16 protein-coding genes and 1 tRNA gene are annotated in these 21,617 nt (G+C 63.1%); 2 read left to right on the top strand and 15 right to left on the bottom strand.

All coding sequences use genetic code 11. From position 1 onward, the window contains the following. Positions 1 to 53: 53 nt before the first annotated feature. The 6 genes from tuf to rpoB all read right to left on the bottom strand — a co-directional run bounded on the left by tuf (position 54) and on the right by rpoB (position 12,437). On the bottom strand, positions 54 to 1,244 hold the full coding sequence (tuf, locus tag R5O87_RS20480) for an elongation factor Tu (protein ID WP_076801216.1): 1,191 nt from the start codon (positions 1,242 to 1,244) through the stop codon (positions 54 to 56). 255 nt (positions 1,245 to 1,499) lie between these two features. Further along, entirely contained in the window at positions 1,500 to 3,614 is a 2,115-nt protein-coding gene (gene fusA / locus R5O87_RS20475; protein ID WP_410554817.1) for an elongation factor G, read from the bottom strand. Positions 3,615 to 3,683: 69 nt separating this feature from the next. After that, on the bottom strand, positions 3,684 to 4,154 hold the full coding sequence (gene rpsG / locus R5O87_RS20470) for a 30S ribosomal protein S7 (protein WP_003803829.1): 471 nt from the start codon (positions 4,152 to 4,154) through the stop codon (positions 3,684 to 3,686). Position 4,155: 1 nt separating this feature from the next. Beyond that, positions 4,156 to 4,530, bottom strand: coding sequence for a 30S ribosomal protein S12 (gene rpsL, locus R5O87_RS20465; protein WP_003803830.1), 375 nt, complete (start codon positions 4,528 to 4,530; stop codon positions 4,156 to 4,158). A 405-nt stretch (positions 4,531 to 4,935) separates the two neighbouring features. After that, on the bottom strand, positions 4,936 to 8,835 hold the full coding sequence (locus tag R5O87_RS20460) for a DNA-directed RNA polymerase subunit beta' (protein WP_410554818.1): 3,900 nt from the start codon (positions 8,833 to 8,835) through the stop codon (positions 4,936 to 4,938). 95 nt (positions 8,836 to 8,930) lie between these two features. Next, a complete protein-coding gene (gene rpoB / locus R5O87_RS20455; RefSeq protein ID WP_410554819.1) occupies positions 8,931 to 12,437 on the bottom strand; it encodes a DNA-directed RNA polymerase subunit beta in 3,507 nt (1,168 codons plus the stop codon). A gap of 393 nt (positions 12,438 to 12,830) precedes the next feature. Between rpoB and R5O87_RS20450 the strand changes: the two genes are divergently transcribed. Then, entirely contained in the window at positions 12,831 to 14,030 is a 1,200-nt protein-coding gene (locus tag R5O87_RS20450; protein WP_410554820.1) for an acetyl-CoA C-acetyltransferase, read from the top strand. Next, entirely contained in the window at positions 14,030 to 14,530 is a 501-nt protein-coding gene (locus R5O87_RS20445; RefSeq protein ID WP_410554821.1) for an aminoacyl-tRNA deacylase, read from the top strand. Before R5O87_RS20450 ends, R5O87_RS20445 begins: the two co-directional genes overlap by 1 nt. A gap of 140 nt (positions 14,531 to 14,670) precedes the next feature. On the opposite strand, the gene rplL is transcribed toward R5O87_RS20445, so the two are convergent. From rplL to R5O87_RS20400, 9 genes are all read right to left on the bottom strand, one after another. Continuing rightward, entirely contained in the window at positions 14,671 to 15,048 is a 378-nt protein-coding gene (gene rplL, locus R5O87_RS20440) for a 50S ribosomal protein L7/L12 (protein WP_410554822.1), read from the bottom strand. 74 nt (positions 15,049 to 15,122) lie between these two features. Continuing rightward, positions 15,123 to 15,704 (bottom strand): 50S ribosomal protein L10, encoded by a 582-nt coding sequence (rplJ, locus tag R5O87_RS20435; protein WP_076801202.1) that lies wholly within the window; start codon positions 15,702 to 15,704, stop codon positions 15,123 to 15,125. A 312-nt stretch (positions 15,705 to 16,016) separates the two neighbouring features. After that, positions 16,017 to 17,126, bottom strand: a complete 1,110-nt coding sequence (locus tag R5O87_RS20430; RefSeq protein ID WP_410554933.1) for a GNAT family N-acetyltransferase — start codon at positions 17,124 to 17,126, stop codon at positions 16,017 to 16,019. A gap of 78 nt (positions 17,127 to 17,204) precedes the next feature. Then, positions 17,205 to 18,296 (bottom strand): GNAT family N-acetyltransferase, encoded by a 1,092-nt coding sequence (locus R5O87_RS20425; RefSeq protein WP_410554823.1) that lies wholly within the window; start codon positions 18,294 to 18,296, stop codon positions 17,205 to 17,207. Positions 18,297 to 18,562: 266 nt separating this feature from the next. Beyond that, the gene (gene rplA / locus R5O87_RS20420) at positions 18,563 to 19,270 is read right to left on the bottom strand and encodes a 50S ribosomal protein L1 (RefSeq protein ID WP_410554824.1); all 708 of its coding nucleotides are present in this window, start codon (positions 19,268 to 19,270) and stop codon (positions 18,563 to 18,565) included. Positions 19,271 to 19,458: 188 nt separating this feature from the next. Beyond that, positions 19,459 to 19,890 (bottom strand): 50S ribosomal protein L11, encoded by a 432-nt coding sequence (rplK, locus tag R5O87_RS20415; protein ID WP_003803853.1) that lies wholly within the window; start codon positions 19,888 to 19,890, stop codon positions 19,459 to 19,461. A 133-nt stretch (positions 19,891 to 20,023) separates the two neighbouring features. Continuing rightward, positions 20,024 to 20,878, bottom strand: a complete 855-nt coding sequence (nusG, locus tag R5O87_RS20410) for a transcription termination/antitermination protein NusG (RefSeq protein ID WP_410554825.1) — start codon at positions 20,876 to 20,878, stop codon at positions 20,024 to 20,026. A 115-nt stretch (positions 20,879 to 20,993) separates the two neighbouring features. Further along, on the bottom strand, positions 20,994 to 21,278 hold the full coding sequence (gene secE / locus R5O87_RS20405; protein WP_410554826.1) for a preprotein translocase subunit SecE: 285 nt from the start codon (positions 21,276 to 21,278) through the stop codon (positions 20,994 to 20,996). 81 nt (positions 21,279 to 21,359) lie between these two features. Beyond that, positions 21,360 to 21,432: transfer RNA gene (locus tag R5O87_RS20400), tRNA-Trp, on the bottom strand. Between the last annotated feature and the right edge of the window lie 185 nt (positions 21,433 to 21,617).

Here is a 21,617-nt window from a genome sequence, read left to right as displayed (position 1 = left end):
AGCAGCGGGGCTGTTTTCGAAGATCAGGCGCTTAGGCCTGCAATCAGCAAGAGTTACTTGATGATCTTGGTGACACGTCCCGAACCAACGGTGCGGCCGCCTTCACGGATAGCGAAGCCGAGGCCCTCTTCCATAGCGATCGGCTGGATCAGCGCAACGGTCATCTCGGTGTTGTCACCGGGCATAACCATTTCGGTGCCTTCCGGCAGGGTGATAACGCCGGTCACGTCCGTGGTACGGAAGTAGAACTGCGGGCGGTAGTTCGAGTAGAACGGGTTGTGACGTCCGCCTTCGTCCTTGGACAGGATGTAGACGTTGGCCTCGAAGTCGGTGTGCGGGGTGATGGAACCCGGCTTGACGACAACCTGGCCACGCTCGACATCGTCGCGCTTCAGACCGCGGAGCAGCAGGCCACAGTTCTCGCCGGCCCATGCTTCGTCGAGCTGCTTGTGGAACATCTCGATACCGGTAACCGTGGTCTTCTGGACCGGGCGGATACCGACGATCTCGACCTCAGAGTTGATGGCGAGGGTACCGCGCTCGGCGCGACCCGTCACAACGGTGCCACGACCGGTGATGGTGAAGACGTCTTCGATCGGCATCAGGAACGGCTTGTCGCGGTCACGTACGGGGTCCGGAACGGACTCGTCGACAGCAGCCATCAGGTCCTCAACGGACTTGACCCACTCCGGGTCGCCTTCCAGAGCCTTGAGGCCGGAAACGCGGATGACCGGTGCGTCGTCGCCGTCGAAGCCCTGCGAGCTCAGGAGCTCACGAACTTCCATTTCGACGAGGTCGAGGAGTTCCTCGTCCTCAACCATGTCTGCCTTGTTCAGCGCGACCAGCAGGTAGGGAACACCAACCTGGCGGGCGAGCAGAACGTGCTCGCGGGTCTGAGCCATCGGACCGTCAGTAGCGGCAACCACGAGGATTGCGCCGTCCATCTGAGCAGCACCGGTGATCATGTTCTTGATGTAGTCAGCGTGACCCGGAGCGTCTACGTGTGCGTAGTGGCGCTTCTCGGTCTGGTACTCAACGTGGGAGATGTTGATGGTAATGCCGCGCTGACGCTCTTCCGGAGCAGAGTCGATCGACGCGAAGTCACGCTTCTCGTTGAGAGTCGGGTACTTGTCGTACAGCACCTTGGAAATGGCGGCCGTCAACGTCGTCTTACCGTGGTCAACGTGACCGATGGTACCGATGTTAACGTGCGGCTTAGTCCGCTCGAACTTTGCCTTTGCCACAGGTTCCTCCTAGAACGTTTTTCAAATGGCTTACCTTCGACCGCGCTTATCGCGGCAGAAACTCCAGTAAGTCTACTTGGGGGCTTTGGATTGATGAAATTGCAGATTCAGGAACTAATACTAGTCCCTAGAGCCTGTTCGTGCTGATGGCCGGAACCCGGCCGGAACCAACGTCCCGGCCATCCGCACAAGGTGTGTTCCGCAGGGGAAACGCACCCGGTTTTTCGCAGCTTGTCGCGTGGACAGTCCTGGGGACTACTCGCCGCGGGACTTCTGGATGATCTCGTCGGCAACTGCCTTCGGGACCTCGGCGTAGCTGTTGAACGTCATGGAGTAAACAGCGCGGCCCTGGGTCTTCGAGCGCAGGTCACCGATGTAGCCGAACATGCCGGACAGCGGAACGTGCGCGCGGACAACCTTGACACCTGCTGCGTCTTCCATGGACTGCATCTGGCCACGGCGGGAGTTGAGGTCACCGATAACGTCACCCATGTACTCCTCAGGGGTACGGACCTCGACATCCATCAGCGGTTCGAGCAGAACAGGGTTCGCCTTGCGTGCGGCTTCCTTGAAAGCCATACGGCCGGCGATCTTGAACGCCATTTCCGAGGAGTCAACATCGTGGTACGCGCCGTCAATCAGCGTGGCCTTGATGCCGACAACCGGGTAACCGGCCAGGACGCCGTCGTTCAGCGCATCCTGGATACCGGCGTCAACCGACGGGATGTACTCGCGCGGAACGCGGCCACCGGTGACCTTGTTCTCGAACTCGTACAGCTCGCCTTCCGCGGTGTCCAGCGGTTCGATGGCGATCTGGACCTTTGCGAACTGGCCGGAACCACCGGTCTGCTTCTTGTGCGTGTAGTCGTGGCGCTCCACGGCACGCTTGATGGTCTCGCGGTATGCAACCTGCGGCTTGCCGACGTTGGCCTCGACCTTGAACTCGCGGCGCATGCGGTCCACCAGGATGTCCAGGTGGAGCTCGCCCATGCCGGCGATGATGGTCTGGCCGGTGTCTTCGTTGAGGGAGACCTGGAAGGTCGGGTCCTCAGCGGAGAGCTTCTGGATAGCCGTGGAGAGCTTCTCCTGGTCACCCTTGGTGTTCGGCTCGATGGCAACAGAGATCACGGGCTCCGGGAAGCTCATGGACTCGAGAACGATCTGGTTGCTGGAGTCACACAGGGTGTCACCAGTGGTGGTGTCCTTCAGACCGATCGCTGCGTAGATGTGGCCAGCGGTGGCTGCCTCGACGGGCATTTCCTTGTTGGCGTGCATCTGGAACAGCTTGCCGATGCGCTCCTTTTTGCCCTTGGTGGAGTTGACCACCTGGGCACCGGATTCCACGTGACCGGAGTACACGCGGACGAAGGTGAGCTGACCGAAGAACGGGTGGGCCGCAATCTTGAACGCGAGAGCGGAGAACGGCTCTTCGGCGGACGGCTTGCGGGTCAGTTCCTTCTCTTCGTCCTTCGGATCGTGACCGATCATCGGAGGAACGTCGAGCGGGTTCGGCAGGTAGTCGACAACAGCGTCAAGCATCGGCTGGACACCGCGGTTCTTGAAGGCAGAGCCACAGAACACCGGGTACAGCTCGGAGTTGATGGTCATCTTGCGGATGCCGGCCTTGAGCTCGTCGATGGTGAGCTCTTCGCCTTCGAGGTACTTCTCCATGAGTTCCTCGGAGGACTCAGCAACGGTCTCCACGAGGGCGGCACGGTATTCCTCGGCCTTGGCCTGCAGGTCAGCCGGGATCTCCTGGATCTCGTACTTGGCACCCATGGTCACGTCACCCTTGGCATCGCCGGGCCACACCAGAGCGCGCATGTAGAGCAGGTCCACAACGCCGATGAAGTCGTTCTCGGCACCGATGGGCAGCTGCATAACCAGCGGCTTGGCACCGAGGCGGCTGATGATGGTGTCTACGGTGAAGTAGAAGTCAGCACCCAGCTTGTCCATCTTGTTGACGAAGCAGATACGCGGGACGTTGTACTTGTCAGCCTGGCGCCAAACGGTCTCGGACTGCGGCTCAACGCCTTCCTTGCCATCGAAGACGGCAACTGCACCGTCGAGGACGCGCAGGGAGCGCTCAACCTCAACCGTGAAGTCCACGTGGCCCGGGGTGTCAATGATGTTGATCTGGTTGTTTTCCCAGAAGCAGGTCACGGCGGCAGACGTGATGGTGATGCCGCGTTCCTTTTCCTGTTCCATCCAGTCAGTGGTCGAAGCGCCGTCGTGCGTTTCGCCAATCTTGTGGTTCACACCTGTGTAGAACAGAATGCGCTCGGTGGTGGTGGTCTTGCCGGCATCAATGTGGGCCATGATGCCGATGTTGCGGACCTTACTAAGGTCTGTAAGCACGTCCTGTGCCACGGTGTCTCCCTTTCGGATGGACTACGCGTTCGCCGCCGGCTCGGTTGAGCCGGCGGCGTACGGGAAGTTTTACCAGCGGTAGTGGGCGAAGGCCTTGTTGGACTCGGCCATCTTGTGGGTGTCTTCGCGACGCTTCACAGCGGCACCGAGACCGTTCGAGGCATCCAGGATTTCGTTCTGGAGGCGCTCGGTCATCGTCTTTTCGCGGCGGGCCTTGGAGTAGCCGACCAGCCAACGCAGGGCGAGGGCGGTGGAGCGGCCCGGCTTGACCTCAACCGGAACCTGGTAGGTGGCGCCACCGACACGGCGGGAGCGGACCTCGAGGGAAGGCTTGACGTTGTCCATGGCCTTCTTGAGGGCTGCAACGGGGTCGCCGCCGGACTTGGCGCGTGCACCTTCGAGGGCACCGTAAACGATGCGCTCTGCGGTGGACTTCTTGCCGTCGACCAGCACCTTGTTGATCAGCTGGGTGACCAGCGGGGAGCCGTAAACGGGATCTGATACGAGCGGCCGCTTCGGGGCCGGACCCTTACGAGGCATATTACTTCTTCTCCATCTTTGCGCCGTAGCGGCTGCGTGCCTGCTTACGGTTCTTGACACCCTGAGTATCGAGGGCACCGCGGACGATCTTGTAGCGAACGCCGGGGAGGTCCTTCACACGACCACCGCGAACGAGCACAATGGAGTGCTCCTGCAGGTTGTGGCCAACACCGGGGATGTAGGCGGTAACTTCGATGCCACCGTTGAGGCGCACACGTGCAACCTTACGCAGAGCCGAGTTCGGCTTCTTCGGGGTGGTGGTGTAGACGCGGGTGCAAACACCGCGGCGCATCGGGCTGCCCTTAAGCGCGGGAGCCTTGGTCTTTGAGACCTTCGGCGTGCGGCCCTTGCGGACCAGCTGGTTAATCGTAGGCACTTTCGTGTTCTCCGTTTTATCCGGAGCGGCCTCTGACAGCCGCTCTCCTTTTGCTTTGCCCCGCCGCCCGAGCTTTGAAGAAGTCTCCAGAGCAGCTGAGGCGAAGCCTTAATGTCGGATCGCATACGGAGGACGCTGCAACTCGCGGCCGCAACTGTCCCTAGGCATGCAAAAATGTGGCATACGTTGCACAAGAACCCTGCAAACCGGAAACGTCGTCCTCGGTGTAACACCGGGCGCACTCATCCACTGCCACAATAACAATTGGTCTCAAGTTTAGCACGGACTCCCCCGGGGCCTTAATCCGCGCGGATCCCTGCGGGTTAAACAGCAACGCGGGGTCACTACGCGCCCAATCCGGGTGGTGGATTGGGCGGTAAGTGACCCCGCGTTGCTTACAGCGGACTACCGGAAATCGTTGCCGAGATCGTAGTCGTCCAGCGGGATGGCGTGGAACTCAGGAGCTCCGTCGCCGCCCAGCGTGTCGTAGGAGAAGTCGCTGAATGCGCTCGGGCCGGTGAACAGGTTGGCCTTTGCTTCCTCAGTCGGTTCCACCGTGATCTCGGTGTAGCGCGGGAGGCCCGTGCCGGCCGGGATCAGCTTACCGATGATGACGTTCTCCTTGAGGCCGAGCAGCGGATCGCTCTTGCCTTCCATGGCCGCCTGCGTCAGGACGCGGGTGGTCTCCTGGAAGGAAGCCGCGGACAGCCAGGACTCGGTGGCCAGCGACGCCTTGGTGATACCCATGAGCTCGGGACGTCCGGAAGCCGGAGTCTTGCCCTCGGACACAACGCGGCGGTTGGCGTCCTCGAACCGGGCGCGCTCTGCCAGCTCACCGGGGAGCAGGTCGGAGTCGCCGGACTCGATGACCGTGACGCGGCGCAGCATCTGGCGGACGATGACTTCCACGTGCTTGTCGTGGATGCCAATGCCCTGGCTGCGGTACACACCCTGCACTTCGTCCACGAGGAACTTCTGTGCGGCACGCGGGCCCATGATGCGCAGGACCTGCTTCGGGTCGACCGGACCGTTGATGAGCTTCTGGCCCACGGTGACGTGCTGGCCGTCCTCGATCAGGAGGCGCGACCGGCGCAGGACCGGGTAGGCAATCTCTTCGGAGCCGTCGTCCGGGGTGATCACCAGGCGCATCTGGCGCTCGGATTCCTCGATGGTGATGCGGCCGGCTGCTTCCGCAATCGGCGCCACACCCTTCGGGGTCCGGGCTTCGAAGAGCTCCTGGATACGGGGCAGACCCTGGGTGATGTCGTCACCACCGCTGGCGGAAACAGCACCACCGGTGTGGAACGTACGCATGGTCAGCTGGGTACCGGGTTCACCGATGGACTGTGCGGCGATGATGCCCACAGCTTCACCGATGTCCACGGTCTTGCCGGTTGCCAGCGAGCGGCCGTAGCACAGGGCGCAGGTTCCGACGCTGGACTCACAGGTGAGCACGGAGCGGACCTTGACCTCGGTGATGCCGGCTGCGAACAGCTCAGCGATCACGACGTCACCGCAGTCGGTGCCGGCCGGAGCCAGGACGTTGCCCTTGGAGTCGACGACGTCAACAGCCAGCGTACGGGCGTAGGCGCTGTTCTCGACGTTCTCGTCCAGGGTCAGCTCACCGTTGGCGTCGGCCACGGCGATCGGCGTGACGAGGCCGCGCTCAGTGCCGCAGTCCTCTTCACGGACGATGACGTCCTGCGAGACGTCCACCAGACGACGGGTCAGGTAACCCGAGTTGGCGGTACGCAGCGCGGTGTCGGCAAGACCCTTACGTGCGCCGTGCGTGGCGATGAAGTATTCCAGCACCGACAGGCCCTCACGGTAGGAGGACTTGATCGGACGCGGGATGATTTCACCCTTCGGGTTGGCCACCAGGCCACGGATACCCGCGATCTGGCGGACCTGCATCCAGTTACCACGTGCACCGGAGGACACCATGCGGTTGATGGTGTTCATCGGCGACAGGCTGTCACGCATGACCTGGGCGATCTCGTTGGTCGCCTTGTTCCAGATCTCGATCAGTTCCTGGCGACGCTCGTCGTCGTCGATCAGGCCCTTGTCGTACTGGCCCTGGATTTTGGCGGCGCGCTCCTCGTAACCGGCAAGGATGGCCGGCTTGGCGTCCGGAACCTCGATGTCGGAGATGGCGACGGTGACGCCCGAGCGGGTGGCCCAGTAGAAACCGGCGTCCTTCAGGTTGTCCAGCGTTGCGGCTGTGACAACCTTCGGGTAGCGCTCCGCGAGGTCGTTGACGATCCGGGACAGCTCGCCCTTGTCGGCAACAGCCTCAACCCACGGGTAGTCCTCGGGCAGGGTCTCGTTGAAGAGAACCTGGCCCAGGGAGGTGTCCACCAGTGCGGGCTGACCCTGCTCCCAGCCTTCCGGAGCTTCCCAGCCGGCGTAGGGTACGAAGCCCTCAAGACGGATCTTGACCTGGGAGTTCAGGTGCAGCTCGTGTGCGTCGAACGCCATGATGGCCTCGGACACGGAGCCGAAGACCCGGCCTTCACCAGCTGAACCGACACGCTTGGTGGTCAGGTGGTAGAGGCCGATGATCATATCCTGCGAGGGCAGGGTCACCGGGCGGCCGTCGGACGGCTTCAGGATGTTGTTGGACGACAGCATCAGGATGCGTGCCTCAGCCTGGGCTTCGGGGCTCAGCGGCAGGTGGACTGCCATCTGGTCGCCGTCGAAGTCAGCGTTGAACGCGCCACAAACCAGCGGGTGGAGCTGGATGGCCTTGCCTTCAACAAGCTGCGGTTCGAATGCCTGGATGCCGAGGCGGTGCAGGGTAGGTGCACGGTTGAGCAGCACCGGGTGTTCGGTGATGATCTCTTCCAGCACGTCCCAGACCTGCGGGCGGTAACGCTCGACCATGCGCTTGGCCGACTTGATGTTCTGCGCGTGGTTGAGGTCAACCAGGCGCTTCATCACGAACGGCTTGAAGAGCTCCAGCGCCATCTGCTTGGGCAGGCCACACTGGTGCAGCTTCAGCTGCGGACCGACGACGATGACCGAACGGCCGGAGTAGTCGACGCGCTTGCCGAGCAGGTTCTGGCGGAAACGGCCCTGCTTGCCCTTGAGCATGTCGCTCAGGGACTTCAGCGGACGGTTGCCCGGTCCGGTGACCGGACGGCCGCGGCGGCCGTTGTCGAAGAGGCTGTCAACAGCTTCCTGAAGCATGCGCTTCTCGTTGTTGACGATGATCTCCGGAGCACCCAGGTCAAGCAGTCGCTTGAGTCGGTTGTTGCGGTTGATCACGCGGCGGTACAGGTCGTTGAGGTCGGAGGTCGCGAAGCGGCCACCGTCCAGCTGGACCATCGGGCGCAGTTCCGGCGGGATCACCGGGACGGCGTCCAGCACCATGCCGAGCGGGCTGTTGTTGGTGGTCAGGAACGCGTTGACCACCTTCAGGCGCTTCAGGGCGCGGGTCTTGCGCTGGCCCTTGCCGTTGGCAATGACGTCGCGCAGGTTGTCGGACTCGGCCTGCATGTCGAAGTTCTCAAGGCGCTTCTTGATGGCCTCGGCACCCATGGAGCCTTCGAAGTACATGCCGTAGCGGTCACGCAGTTCGCGGTACAGGCCCTCGTCACCTTCGAGGTCGGCGACCTTGAGGTTCTTGAAGCGGTCCCAGACCTGCTCGAGGCGCTCGATCTCGGCGTCGGCGCGCTTGCGGACGTTCGCCATCTGGCGGTCGGCGGAGTCGCGTGCCTTCTTCTTGTCGGCGGCCTTGGCACCCTCGCCCTCGAGCCGGGCAAGCTCGTTCTCGAGGTCGCGGGCGATCGCGGCGATGTCGGAGTCGCGGTTGTCGATCAGCTGCTTCTTCTCAACGTCGTGCTCAACCTGCAGGTTGGGCAGTTCCGCGTGGCGGTTTTCTTCGTCAACGCTGGTGATCATGTAGGCAGCGAAGTAGATGACCTTTTCGAGGTCCTTCGGAGCCAGGTCAAGGAGGTAGCCCAGGCGGGACGGAACACCCTTGAAGTACCAGATGTGCGTTACGGGAGCAGCCAGTTCAATGTGGCCCATGCGCTCACGGCGCACCTTGGCGCGGGTGACCTCAACGCCACAGCGTTCACAGATGATGCCCTTGAAGCGCACGCGCTTGTACTTGCCGCAGTAGCATTCCCAGTCACGGGACGGGCCGAAGATCTTCTCGCAGAAGAGGCCGTCCTTCTCGGGCTTGAGCGTGCGGTAGTTGATGGTTTCCGGCTTCTTAACCTCGCCGTACGACCAGCCGCGGATGTCTTCCGCGGTGGCGAGGCCGATCTGCATGAGGCCGAAGGAGGATTCGCTGGACATATGGTCCCTGTTCTCTCTTGTTCTCTAAATTCTGAAGTCTTGGTTGCGGGTAGAGGGAGGGGACGACGGCGGGCGGTCACCCGCCGTCGTACTCCTTAGACCTCTTCTACGGAGCTGGGCTCTGCACGAGACAGATCGATGCCCAGTTCTTCCGCAGCCGTGAAGACTGCGTCATCAGAGTCACGCATTTCAATCGTGGTTCCGTCGGTGGAAAGAACTTCCACGTTCAGGCACAGCGACTGCATTTCCTTGATCAACACCTTGAAGGATTCGGGAACACCCGGCTCGGGGATGTTCTCGCCCTTGACGATCGCCTCGTAGACCTTCACGCGGCCGTGGATGTCATCGGACTTGATCGTGAGCAGTTCCTGGAGCGTGTAGGCGGCGCCATAAGCTTCGAGCGCCCACACTTCCATTTCACCGAAGCGCTGGCCACCGAACTGTGCCTTACCACCCAGCGGCTGCTGCGTGATCATGGAGTACGGGCCGGTGGAGCGGGCGTGGATCTTGTCGTCCACCAGGTGGTGGAGCTTCAGGATGTACATGTAGCCGACCGAGATCGGATCCGGGAACGGCTCGCCGGAGCGGCCGTCGAACAGGCGCGTCTTGCCCGAGGAGTCGATCAGGCGGTCACCGTCGCGGGTCACGTTGGTGGAGTCCAGCAGGCCCGTGATTTCCTCTTCGCGGGCGCCGTCGAAGACCGGCGTTGCAACAGTGGTCTGGCCACTCTCGCGCGGCAGGTTCGGCAGCTGCTTGGCCCACTCCGGCTCGCCTTCGATCTTCCAGCCCGTCTTGGCAACCCAGCCAAGGTGCGTTTCCAGCACCTGGCCGACGTTCATACGGCCCGGAACACCCAGCGGGTTCAGGACGATGTCAACGGGGGTGCCGTCGGCAAGGAAGGGCATGTCCTCGACCGGGAGGATCTTGGAGATAACACCCTTGTTGCCGTGGCGGCCTGCGAGCTTGTCGCCGTCGGTGATCTTACGCTTGGCAGCCACGTAGACGCGGACCAGCTGGTTGACGCCCGGGGGCAGCTCGTCGTCGTTGTCGCGGTCGAAGACGCGCACGCCGATGACGGTGCCGGACTCGCCGTGCGGAACCTTCAGGGAGGTGTCGCGGACTTCGCGGGACTTCTCACCGAAGATGGCGCGGAGCAGGCGCTCTTCCGGAGTCAGTTCGGTTTCACCCTTCGGGGTGACCTTTCCGACCAGGATGTCGCCGGCTTCAACCTCGGCACCGATGTGGATGATGCCGCGCTCGTCCAGGCCTGCCAGGACTTCCTCGGACACGTTGGGGATGTCACGGGTGATTTCCTCGGCACCAAGCTTGGTGTCGCGGGCATCGATCTCGTGCTCCTCGATGTGGATGGAGGAAAGAACGTCCTCGGCAACGATGCGCTGCGAGAGGATGATGGCGTCCTCGAAGTTGTGGCCTTCCCACGACATGAATGCCACGAGGAGGTTCTTACCGAGGGCGAGCTCGCCCTGGTCCGTTGCCGGGCCGTCGGCGATAATGCCGCCAACTTCCAGGCGCTGGCCTTCGTTCACCAGGACACGGTTGTTGTAGCAGTTGCCCTGGTTGGAGCGGGCGAACTTGTTGATGCGGTAGTTGGTTTCCGTGCCGTCATCGTTGAGCATGATGACGAGCTCGGCGGAGACCTCGGTAACCACACCGGCCTTCTTGGCGATGGTGACGTCACCGGCGTCGACGGCGGCAGCACGTTCCATGCCGGTACCCACGAACGGGGCTTCGGAACGGACCAGCGGCACAGCCTGGCGCTGCATGTTGGCACCCATGAGTGCGCGGTTGGCGTCGTCGTGCTCGAGGAACGGGATCAGTGCGGTTGCCACGGACACCATCTGGCGCGGGGAAACGTCCATGAACTGAACGTCGGCGGCGGGAACCAGCACGGGCTCGCCTCCACCACCGCGGGCACGGACCAGGACGGTCTCTTCAGCGAAGCGCTTGGTCTCGTCGAGCGGAGCGTTGGCCTGTGCGATCAGGACCTCTGCCTCGTCGTCGGCCGTCAGGTACTGGACGTCGTCGGAGACGACGCCGTCCTTCACCAGGCGGTACGGCGTCTCGATGAAACCGAACGGGTTGATTCGGCCGTAGGACGCCAGCGAACCGATCAGACCAATGTTCGGGCCTTCAGGGGTTTCGATGGGGCACATACGCCCGTAGTGGGACGGGTGGACGTCTCGGACTTCCATGCCGGCACGGTCACGGGACAGACCGCCCGGGCCCAGCGCGGACAGGCGGCGCTTGTGGGTCAGACCCGAGAGCGGGTTGTTCTGGTCCATGAACTGGGACAGCTGGGAGGTTCCGAAGAACTCCTTGATGGCTGCCACCACGGGACGGATGTTGATCAGGGTCTGCGGCGTAATGGCCTCGACGTCCTGCGTGGTCATGCGTTCGCGGACGACGCGCTCCATGCGGGACAGGCCGGTGCGAACCTGGTTCTCGATGAGCTCGCCCACGGCGCGGATGCGGCGGTTGCCGAAGTGGTCGATGTCATCGATTTCGACGCGCAGCTCGTGGTCTTCGCCGTCGCGCTTGCCCATGATGGTCTTCTCGCCGGCGTGCAGGGCGACGAGGAACTTGATCATGGCCACGATGTCTTCAACGTGCAGGACCGAGGCTTCCTTGTCGCCAAGGGAGCGGTCAATGCCAAGCTTGCGGTTGATCTTGTAGCGGCCAACCTTGGCCAGATCGTAGCGCTTGGAGTTGAAGTACAGGTTGTCCAGCAGGGACTGGGCAGCCTCGACTGTGGGCGGCTCGCCCGGACGCAGCTTGCGGTAGATGTCCAGCAGGGCGTCTTCGCGGGTTTCGGTGGCGTCCTTCTCCAGCGTTGCACGCATGGAGTCGTACTGGCCGAACTCCTCGAGGATCTGGCCTTCGGTCCAGCCGAGGGCCTTCAGCAGCACCGTGACCGACTGCTTGCGCTTGCGGTCGAGGCGCACGCCGACCTGGTCGCGCTTGTCGATCTCGAGCTCGAACCAGGCGCCGCGGGACGGAATGATCTTTGCGGTAAAGATGTCCTTGTCGCTGGTCTTGTCAGCGGCACGCTCGAAGTAGGCGCCCGGGGAACGGACCAGCTGGGAAACGACGACACGCTCGGTGCCGTTGACGACAAAGGTGCCCTTCTCGGTCATCAGCGGGAAGTCACCCATGAACACGGTCTGCTGCTTGATTTCGCCCGTGTTGTTGTTCATGAATTCGGCCTTGACATACAGCGGTGCCGAGTACGTAGCGTCCCGGTCCTTGCATTCAGCCATGGTGTACTTCGGATCAGCGAACTCCGGATCGGAGAAGCTCAGGGACATGGTGCCCTGGAAGTCCTCAATCGGGGAGATCTCTTCGAAGATGTCGGAAAGACCGGAGGTGGTGGCGACGCTCAGGTCGCCTTCTTCGACGGCCTTCGCAACGCGGGCCTGCCAGCGTTCATTTCCGACCAGCCAGTCGAAGCTGTCCGTCTGCAGGGCAAGCAGATTCGGAACGTCAAGAGGTTCGTGAATCTTTGCGAATGAGAGCCGGCGAGTCGCACCATCGGTGCTTGCCGTGTTAGCGGTTTCGTTATTAGAGGTGCTCGAGGCGACCAAGAGGGATCCTTCCACAGACCTTCAGGCGTTTTCAGATCTCCCCCGCTTTTCACCCTGCGAAGTGACTCCGCAGTGCTACCATCCGGTTCCGCTATATGACCCGGAACCTGGTTCTGCCCATGCTGGTGACGTTGTTCACGGCACATTGATGGAACAGCTAACAGGCTAAGCCCACCGCTATATGAAGGCTGAAGGTAAACAGGGAAGACGCAAATATCTACGATACGGCAAAACCCCACGCGTGTCTACCCCACTTGCCAGCAGAAAGCAAGCACCGTTGCCATGGGCACCTAACCGGAATGCTCCACGCCTTCCCAGCGTTGAATGGATAGGTGACCGGGCTCACGATACCCTTAGGCCAACCATCGACCAAAAGATCGGAAGAGAATATCCATGAGCAACTCCGCGGACAACAGCGACGTTGTCATCCTGTCCGGCGCTCGTACCCCACAGGGCCGGCTGAACGGGCAACTGGCGAGCTTCACCGCCGTCGAGCTCGGAGCTCACGCCATCAAGGCGGCCATTGCGGCGAGCGGACTGGAAGCCGATCGGGTGGACGCCGTGATCATGGGCCAGGTGCTGCAGGCCGGGGCCGGCCAGAACCCGGCACGCCAGAGCGCCATCGGCGCGGGCATCGGCTGGAACGTCCCCACGGTGACCATCAACAAGGTCTGCCTCTCCGGGCTCACTGCCGTGATCGACGCGGCGCGCATGATCCGTGCCGGCGACGCCACAGTCGTCGTCGCCGGCGGCCAGGAGTCGATGACGCGCGCGCCCCACGTCCTCCCCGGCTCCCGCCAGGGCTGGAACTACGGCACCGTCCAGGCGCTCGATGTTGCGGCGCACGACGGGCTGACCGATGCGTTCGACGGCCAGTCGATGGGCCTGTCCACCGAATCCAAGAATCTGACGCTCGGCATTGACCGGACGGCGCAGGACAACGTGGCCGCCAATTCACACCAGCGCGCCGCGATCGCGTCGAAGAACGGCGTTTTCGACGACGAGATCTCACCGATCAGCGTCAAGCAGCGCAAGGGTGATCCCGTGGTGGTCTCCACCGACGAGGGCGTCCGACCGGACACCACCGTTGAATCCCTGGCCGGCCTGCGGGCCGCCTTCGTCACCGACGGCACCATCACCGCAGGCAACTCCTCTCCCCTGTCCGACGGCGCCTCCGCCCTGGTGCTGACGTCGCGGAAGTTCGCGGAGGAGAACGGCCTCGAGTACTTGGCCGTTGTGGGCAAGCCCGGGCAGGTGGCCGGGCCGGACAACTCCCTCCACTCCCAGCCCTCCAACGCCATCCAGAACGCACTGGACCGGGCCGGCTGGAGCACCGCAGACCTGGACTTCATCGAGATCAATGAGGCGTTCGGCTCGGTGGCCGTGCAGTCCCTCAAGGATCTGGACTACCCGCTGGAGCAGTGCAACATCCACGGCGGCGCCATCGCACTTGGCCACCCGATCGGCGCGTCCGGTGCGCGGCTGGCACTCCACGCTGCACACGAGCTGAAGCGGCGCGGCCAGGGCAAGGCAGCGGTCTCGCTCTGCGGAGGCGGCGGCCAGGGCGAGGCGCTGCTGCTGTTCCGCGACTGATGAGTGGCGTTCCGGCGTCGGGCGGTAATGGAGCGGGCGGCAGGGAGCGTTTCCTTGCCGACGCCGCCGCGCGCGGGCTGGACGTCCAGCTCGTCGAGCGGCTGGCGGCCCACAGCCTGGAGGAGGCAGCGGAGATCCTTGGCATCACCCCGGCGGACATCGTGAAGTCCCTCGTGGTGAAGCACAAGGACGGCAGCTTCCTCTTTGCCCTCATCCCGGGCGACCGCCAGATCTCGTGGCCCAAGCTGCGGAGCCTCGTGGGTGTTAACAAGCTCTCGCTCCCGGCGGCCCACGTGGCGCTCGAGGCAACCGGCTATGAGCGCGGCACCATCACGCCGCTCGGCAGCACCACAGCCTGGCCTGTCTATGCGGACCGGACAATCGCCGGCAAGCGGATTTCCATGGGCGCGGGCCAGCACGGCTACAGCGCCTTCGTGGACGCCGACGCCCTGGTGTCCGCCCTCGGCGCAGTGCTCGCGGACATCAGCGAACCCAACTAGAACAACGGCGCCCTAAAACAACGCGGGGTCACTTACCGCCCAATTCGACCCTTGGATTGGGCGCTAAGTGACCCCGCGTTGCCGTTAAGAGCAGGAATCCCCGCCCACCGGAGTGGACGGGGATTCCCGGAAAAGCAATGTTACTTGAGGGTAACGGTGGCGCCAGCTTCTTCGAGCTGAGCCTTTGCCTTCTCGGCAGCTTCCTTGGTGGCGCCTTCGAGAACAGCCTTGGGAGCACCGTCGACCAGGTCCTTGGCTTCCTTGAGGCCGAGGGAGGTGATGGCGCGAACTTCCTTGATCACTGCGATCTTCTTGTCGCCAGCAGCTTCGAGGATGACGTCGAAGTCAGTCTTCTCTTCAGCTTCTTCTGCAGCGCCACCGGCAGCGGGGCCGGCAACAGCAACAGCAGCTGCGGTAACTTCGAAGGTCTCTTCGAAGAGCTTGACGAACTCGGAGAGCTCGATGATGGTCAGTTCCTTGAAAGCTTCAATGAGCTCTTCGTTGCTGAGCTTCGCCATGGTTGGCGTCCTTCCTATAAAGGTGGCCGGGGGCTGAATGCCTTCCGTTCCACCGGAGTCTTTTTGGGAGAGAGTTAGTTCTCTTCGGCAGCGGCTTCGGCCGGAGCCTCTGCTGCTTCTGCGGCCGGAGCTTCTTCAGCGGCGGGAGCTGCGGCTTCAGCCGGAGCACCGTTCTCTTCTTCAAGCTTGAGGCGCAGTGCGTCGATGATGCGTGCAGCAGCAGCGGCAGGGGCCTTGAGGACGCCTGCAACCTTGGCGAGCTGCAGCTCGCGGGACTCGAGTGCTGCCAGGGCAGCAACTTCGCTGGCGTTCAGTGCCTTGCCCTCGAAGTAACCGGTCTTGATGACCAGCTGCTTGTTAGCCTTGGCAAAATCCGTCAGGCTCTTGGCAGCTGCAACAGCGTCACCCTTGATGAACGCGATTGCAGTGGGGCCGGCGAGCTGGCCGTCGAATGCTTCGACACCAGCTTCCTTGGCTGCAATGGCGGTCAGGGTGTTCTTGACGACCGCGAACTTGGTGTCCTGGCCGAGAGAAACACGCAGCTGCTTGAGCTGTGCAACGGTGAGCCCACGGTATTCGGTCAGGACAGCGGCGTTCGATTCCTTGAAATCGTTAGTGATCTCAGCTACTGCTGAAACCTTGGTAGGCGTTGCCATAACCCTCCTTCCGGGGATAGTGCCGGTATTCCGGGTCCCCGCTCAGGTGAGCTAAAACTAAAAACGCCCCGCGCAGATGCACAGGGCTTGGCTCAACGCTGTTCAAACAGCGGAACTTTGCTTCGTTCACCTGCGCTGGCCGCCCTACGTTCAGGGTCCTTCGTCCGGAAACCCACTGGCTCTTCCGCACACAACTGCAGAGTTGAGCTGAGCTCGAAAGAGTGGGAATCCAACAACCGACGGTCTTTGGTAGTTCAAGCTTACGGGACGGCTCGGCGGATAACCAAATCGGCTAGCTACTGCCAGGGAAACCTAGCTCCTGCTCGGACCCAGGTCCGGCAGTTCCTTCTGCCAGATCCCAGTGACTCCCGCCGTCGTGAACCCGAGCTGGCGGTTGACCGTGAGCAGGTACCGGTTTTCCGGTGCGTTCCACGTGTAGATCACCCGCGCAGCAGGGAACTGCTCGGTGAGGCGCTCCATGTTGGCCACCTTGATGAGCAGGCCGAGCTTGTTGCCGCGGTGCGCCTGCAGCACCACGGTGTCGTCCTGGAACACGACGTCCTGCCGCTGTGCCAATACGCTGATGGTCGTCAGCCCCACGAGTGTTTCCGTGGCGATATGTTCGACGGCGGTCACCACCGTCCGCCGTCCCTGGGAGATGGTGACTTCCTCGGCTTCCCGCAGGATGCGTGCGTCGAAAACCATGTCATCGGTCCCTTCCACCGGCCCGGCGTCACCGCCGGCCTGGTTTTCGAGGGCGGCCACGGATTCCAGCCACCGTTCCGGGCAGCGGTCGGTCCAGTGGTGCAGCCGGTAGCGGCCGTTGTTGGCTTCCTGGGCCTCCGCCTCGAGCTCCGCCACCAGCTTGCTGTCCAGCGGCAGCGCGCACGAGCTGAACTGCTCAATGTGCTGCAGCGTGTAACCGGTGCGCTGGGCGAACTCCACCTCGCGGCTGCCCAGCGGCACATAGCCCTGCCCCGAACCGGGCACCAGCTGCTCCGGCGCGAATTCATGCAGGGAGGCCCCGGGATGGTTGGTGTCCACCAGGATCATGGTGCGGCCCTCGTTCCGGGCGAAGTGCTCGGCGGCCTCCAGCAGCTGCCTGCCGACGCCCTGGCGCTGGTACTCGGGAAGGATGTCCAGGGTGAATTCGGCAAGGTCCAGGTTGTCGGCCAGGGGAAGGGCGATGTCCACGGTGCCAACGATGTCGTCGTCAACCTTTGCCACCAGGATCACCTGGCGCTCGTAGGGGTCGTCCAGTTCGAGGAGCTTTTCCAGTGGCGTGTAGGCGAGGTCGTCACTCCCCCAGGTATCCATCCGGACCTTGCGTCCCACCTCCACCGCGGCGAGGAAATCCGCAGCGTCGGCAGCGTCCACGGAGTCCGGAATATACAGCCGCTCAATCCGCACCTTTATTGCCATCATCCCCAGCCGTTTCCGCCGCTCGCCTGCAAGGCTGCGGGCTTGAGTCCCGGTGTATCCGTCGCCAGCATATGCCGGTTAGCGCCGGCGCTGCCACTCACCGTCATACCCCGCCGGACGGAATCCCAGGGCCAGGTTGATGGCCAGCATGTGGTCATTCTCTGCCGCGTTAAAGGTCAGGACCCGCTCCACTTCGGGATGCTCCTGCTGCAGCCGGCGGAGGTTGAGCACCTTCACCAGCATCCCCAGCCGGTGGCCGCGGTGCGCCTTGGCCACCAGGGTGTCATCCTGTTCCGCCAGCCACGGCTTTTCGCCCGAGTGCTGCAGCACGGAGTAGGCTGCCAGCTCGCCGCTCCCCCTGTGCCGGGCGACTGCCACCAGGGACTCCAGGCCCGTCCGTTTCCACTCGTCCTCGACGTGCCGGACACGCCGGGCGTCCCACACCTCGGCGTCGTAGTGCAGCGCACCGGCCGGGGTATCCGTGCTCATCCGCGACATGAGTACGGCCATCTGCTCCACGTACTCGTCCGGGCAGCGGTCCGTCCAGCCGAGGATCTGGTATCCGTCACCGGCGATGCCGGCAGCCTCGCCCTCCAGCGCGTCCAGGACACCGTCCGACGGCGGCATGTCCAGTGCGCTGAAACGCGTCACCTGTTCGAGGGTGTAACCGGCCGCAACGGCGAACCGTACGCCGCGTGCCGCGGCCGGGACACCGCCCGTACCCGTTCCGGGCTTCAGGATCCCCGCACCGTCGGGGTCGAACCCGGGCGCGTGCTCGGTGAAACTCTGCAGGGTGCTGCGGCCGTCCTCCGCCGCCAGTGCCTCCGCGTGCCGAAGGAGTGCCTGGCCGATGCCGCGGCCGCTGAACTCGTTGAGGACGTCCACCCGGACGAACGCATCCTCCAGGTTTTCCTGTTGCGTAAGCCGTATCCACGACCTCGCCACCATGCGGCCGTCCAGCCGCACGAAGAAGAGCCGGAGCTTCGCGTAGTCGTCGTCCCGCCACCCCTCCAGCCTGGCCTTGCGGGGCGCTGCCCGGTCCAGGTTGCCCCAGGTCTCCAGCACCAGCTCGTCGCTGAGTCTGCTGAACTCGAGGAAGTCTGTGGCGTCGGCAGCGTCAAGGGACGCAGGCAGGAAAAGCGGCTCGATCCGGTAGGAGGGCGTCGTCACCGGATCAGCCTAACCGCAACGCCCTGCGTCCGACAGAGTGCCCTGGCTGCCAGCGGACTGCCGCCAGGGCCGGCGCTTCAGCACCCCGCCAAAAGCCGGCCTGCGCGCATGGCTGGAGTCCCGCCGTCGTGCTTCAAGGCTGCGAACATCAAGGCTTCGCACCTCAGCGGCAACGCGAAGCCCGGCGCCAACGCAAAAGGACCGCCCGGCAAATGCCGGACGGTCCTTTGGTACCGGCCGGATATCCGGCCGTGAGTTCAGGAAGCTTACGCTTCGGTCAGAACCCGGGTGACGTTGGGGTCAACGGAGATGCCGGGACCGAACGTGGTGGCAACCGTTGCCTTCTGGATGTAGCGGCCCTTGGAAGCGGACGGCTTCAGGCGGAGCACCTCTTCGAGGGCGGCGGCGTAGTTCTCGGCCAGCTTGACGGCGTCGAAGGAAACCTTGCCGATGATGAAGTGCAGGTTGGAGTGCTTGTCGACGCGGAAGTCGATCTTGCCGCCCTTGATGTCGTTGACAGCCTTGGTGACGTCGGGGGTGACGGTGCCGGTCTTCGGGTTCGGCATCAGGTTACGCGGACCCAGGACCTTACCGAGGCGGCCAACCTTGCCCATGAGGTCAGGGGTGGCAACGGCTGCGTCGAAGTCGGTCCAGCCGCCGGCGATCTTTTCGATCAGGTCGTCGGAACCAACGAAGTCGGCGCCGGCAGCGATTGCTGCTTCGGCCTTCTCGCCCGTGGCGAACACCAGGACGCGGGCGGTCTTACCGGTGCCGTGGGGCAGGTTGACCGTGCCGCGGACCATCTGGTCGGCCTTACGGGGGTCAACGCCCAGGCGGAAGGCAACCTCAACGGTGGCGTCGAACTTGGACGGGTTGGTGTCCTTGGCGAGCGTTACTGCCTCGAACGGCGCGTAGAACTTCTCCGCGTCGATCTTGGCGGCGGCTGCCTCATATGCTTTGCTGCGCTTTGCCATGCTGCTTATTTCTCCTTGTGCAGTTGTGGTCTGCGGACCGCGCTGGGCCCTGCCACAGCCGCTGGTCCGGCGGTTTTATCCGTGCGGAACTGGCGGCATTTCAATTTTTCAGTGGTGCCGGTTTCCCGGCGGTGCTGCCCGGCGTCGTTCCCGGTTTCCCGGATCCGGCGCCGCATCAGCGGTGGGAATTAACCCTCGACGGTGATGCCCATGGAGCGGGCGGTGCCGGCGATGATCTTCGCTGCGCCTTCGAGGCTGGTTGCGTTGAGGTCTTCCATCTTGGTGGAGGCGATCTCGTTGACCTGGGCCTGGGTCAGCTTGGCAACCTTGACGGTGTGCGGGGTAGCCGAACCCTTGGCGACGCCTGCAGCCTTCTTGATGAGCTCTGCAGCCGGCGGGGTCTTGGTGATGAACGTGAACGAACGGTCTTCGTAAACGGTGATTTCAACAGGAATAACGTTGCCGCGCTGGGCTTCCGTCGCAGCGTTGTACGCCTTGCAGAATTCCATGATGTTGACACCGTGCTGGCCAAGCGCAGGACCGATCGGCGGGGCCGGGTTAGCGGCACCTGCCTGGATCTGCAGCTTGATGAGGCCGGTGACCTTCTTCTTGGGAGCCAATGTAGGGTCCTTCTCTCAAATGCGTCCTGGGACACAGGAGCGTGCCTCAGGTGGTTGACCGCCATGGCGAGGCGGTCGGCCGTTCCGGAACTGCTAAAGCGGGCCGCTCCGGAACGAATTCTGTGGTGATCAGCTAGATCTTGGTGACCTGGTTGAAGGCCAGCGTGACCGGGGTCTCGCGTTCGAAGATGGACACCAGCACCACGAGGGTCTGGGAATCCACCTTGATCTCGGAGATCGTGGCGGGAAGGGTCTCGAACGGGCCTTCCTTCACGATGACCGACTCGCCGACCTCGAAGTCGACGTTAACCGGGGCGGCAGCCTGCTTGGCCGGCTTGCCCTTCTCCGCCTGCTCCTCTTCGAAGACCGGGGCGAGCATGGAGAAGACCTCATCGAGGCGCAGCGGCACGGGGTTGTGGGCGTTGCCCACGAAGCCGGTGACACCGGGGGTGTGGCGGACGGCGCCCCACGAGGCGTCGGTCAGGTCCATGCGGACCAGCACGTAGCCGGGGATGCGGACGCGGTTGATGACCTTGCGCTGAGCGTTCTTGATCTCAACGACTTCTTCCATCGGAACCTGGATTTCGAAGATGTAATCTTCCATATCCAGGGTCTGGATGCGGGTCTCAAGGTTGGCCTTGACGCGGTTCTCGTAGCCGGCGTAGGAGTGGATGACGTACCAGTCACCTTCCTGGCGGCGCAGCTTGGACTTGAACTCTTCGGCCGGGTCGGTGGCCTGGGCGGCGGCAGCGGCCAGGACGTCGGTCCCTTCGGCGCCTTCCTCGGCGTCGCCTTCTTCGGAATCGCTTTCTTCAGCGTCCTCTTCGGTCACGTCGTCGGCGTCAGCCTCGGCGGCGGCGTCGTAATCGGCGTCGCCTTCGGAATCGGGCGCAGCAGACTCAACCTCGGAGCCCTCAGCGGACTCAGCCGCGGGGTTCTGGGTTTCATCCAGCTCAGTCTCAGTTACCTCGAGCTCCTGCTCAGACACTTGGTCTCCTGCTTCCTCATTGCTAATTGCCTACTTAAATGGCTCAATTCCGCACACCCCGCAGCCCCTGCCGAATGAACGGCCGGGAGTCCACGCGGTCTGCGGACCGATCGCCTTAGCGGTTCCCGGTGCCTGTACCGTTGAAGACCCAGTTCACCGCGGTGCCGAACGCCAGGTCCAGCAGAGTGACGACCACCATCATGATGACTACGAATACGAGCACCACGAGCGTGTAGTTGATCAGTTCCTTGCGGGTGGGGGCGACGACCTTCTTCAGTTCGCCAATGACCTGGCGGATGAAGAGTGCGATGCGAGCGAAGAAACCGGCCTTGGCGGCCTTCTTTGCAGGGCGGCCCTTGGAGCTGCTTGCAGCTGTTTCGGTCACCTGTTCCTCACTCATCCTCGCAAGTCGGATTACCCGGCTCTGAACTGAACCTTTGTTTGCTGCGCTTGCTCCGGCTTTTCGCCGGAACAGCCTGCGCAGGGCAGACAGGACTCGAACCTGCAACCTGCGGTTTTGGAGACCGCTGCGCTACCAATTGCGCCACTACCCTATGGATCAAAAACAGGTGGAAGCCGCACTTTCCCCAAGGTCATCAGGGGCGCACGCCATCATCCGTGTTTTCAACACCGGAGAACTAGTCTACGCAACAACTGCGCTTACGTCGAACCAGCCTCGTTTCGGACCGTTTTCAGCTTCTGGATCTGCGCCGCACCGCAGTCACAAATCCGTGTTCCA

It is taken from the genome of Arthrobacter globiformis (assembly GCF_046536215.2).
Taxonomy (GTDB): Bacteria; Actinomycetota; Actinomycetes; order Actinomycetales; family Micrococcaceae; genus Arthrobacter; species Arthrobacter globiformis_E.
Note: the sequence above shows the minus strand (reverse complement) of the source record. Positions and strands in the feature narration are given on the sequence as shown.

Bases quoted from the DNA above. Each gene is read 5' to 3' on its own strand.
- rpsG (WP_003803829.1), bottom strand. From the start codon at position 4,154: ATGCCTCGTAAGGGTCCGGCCCCGAAGCGGCCGCTCGTATCAGATCCC.
- R5O87_RS20460 (WP_410554818.1), bottom strand. From the start codon at position 8,835: ATGTCCAGCGAATCCTCCTTCGGCCTCATGCAGATCGGCCTCGCCACC.
- R5O87_RS20450 (WP_410554820.1), top strand. From the start codon at position 12,831: ATGAGCAACTCCGCGGACAACAGCGACGTTGTCATCCTGTCCGGCGCT.
- R5O87_RS20445 (WP_410554821.1), top strand. From the start codon at position 14,030: ATGAGTGGCGTTCCGGCGTCGGGCGGTAATGGAGCGGGCGGCAGGGAG.
- rplL (WP_410554822.1), bottom strand. From the start codon at position 15,048: ATGGCGAAGCTCAGCAACGAAGAGCTCATTGAAGCTTTCAAGGAACTG.
- rplJ (WP_076801202.1), bottom strand. From the start codon at position 15,704: ATGGCAACGCCTACCAAGGTTTCAGCAGTAGCTGAGATCACTAACGAT.
- R5O87_RS20430 (WP_410554933.1), bottom strand. From the start codon at position 17,126: ATGGCAATAAAGGTGCGGATTGAGCGGCTGTATATTCCGGACTCCGTG.
- rplA (WP_410554824.1), bottom strand. From the start codon at position 19,270: ATGGCAAAGCGCAGCAAAGCATATGAGGCAGCCGCCGCCAAGATCGAC.
- secE (WP_410554826.1), bottom strand. From the start codon at position 21,278: ATGAGTGAGGAACAGGTGACCGAAACAGCTGCAAGCAGCTCCAAGGGC.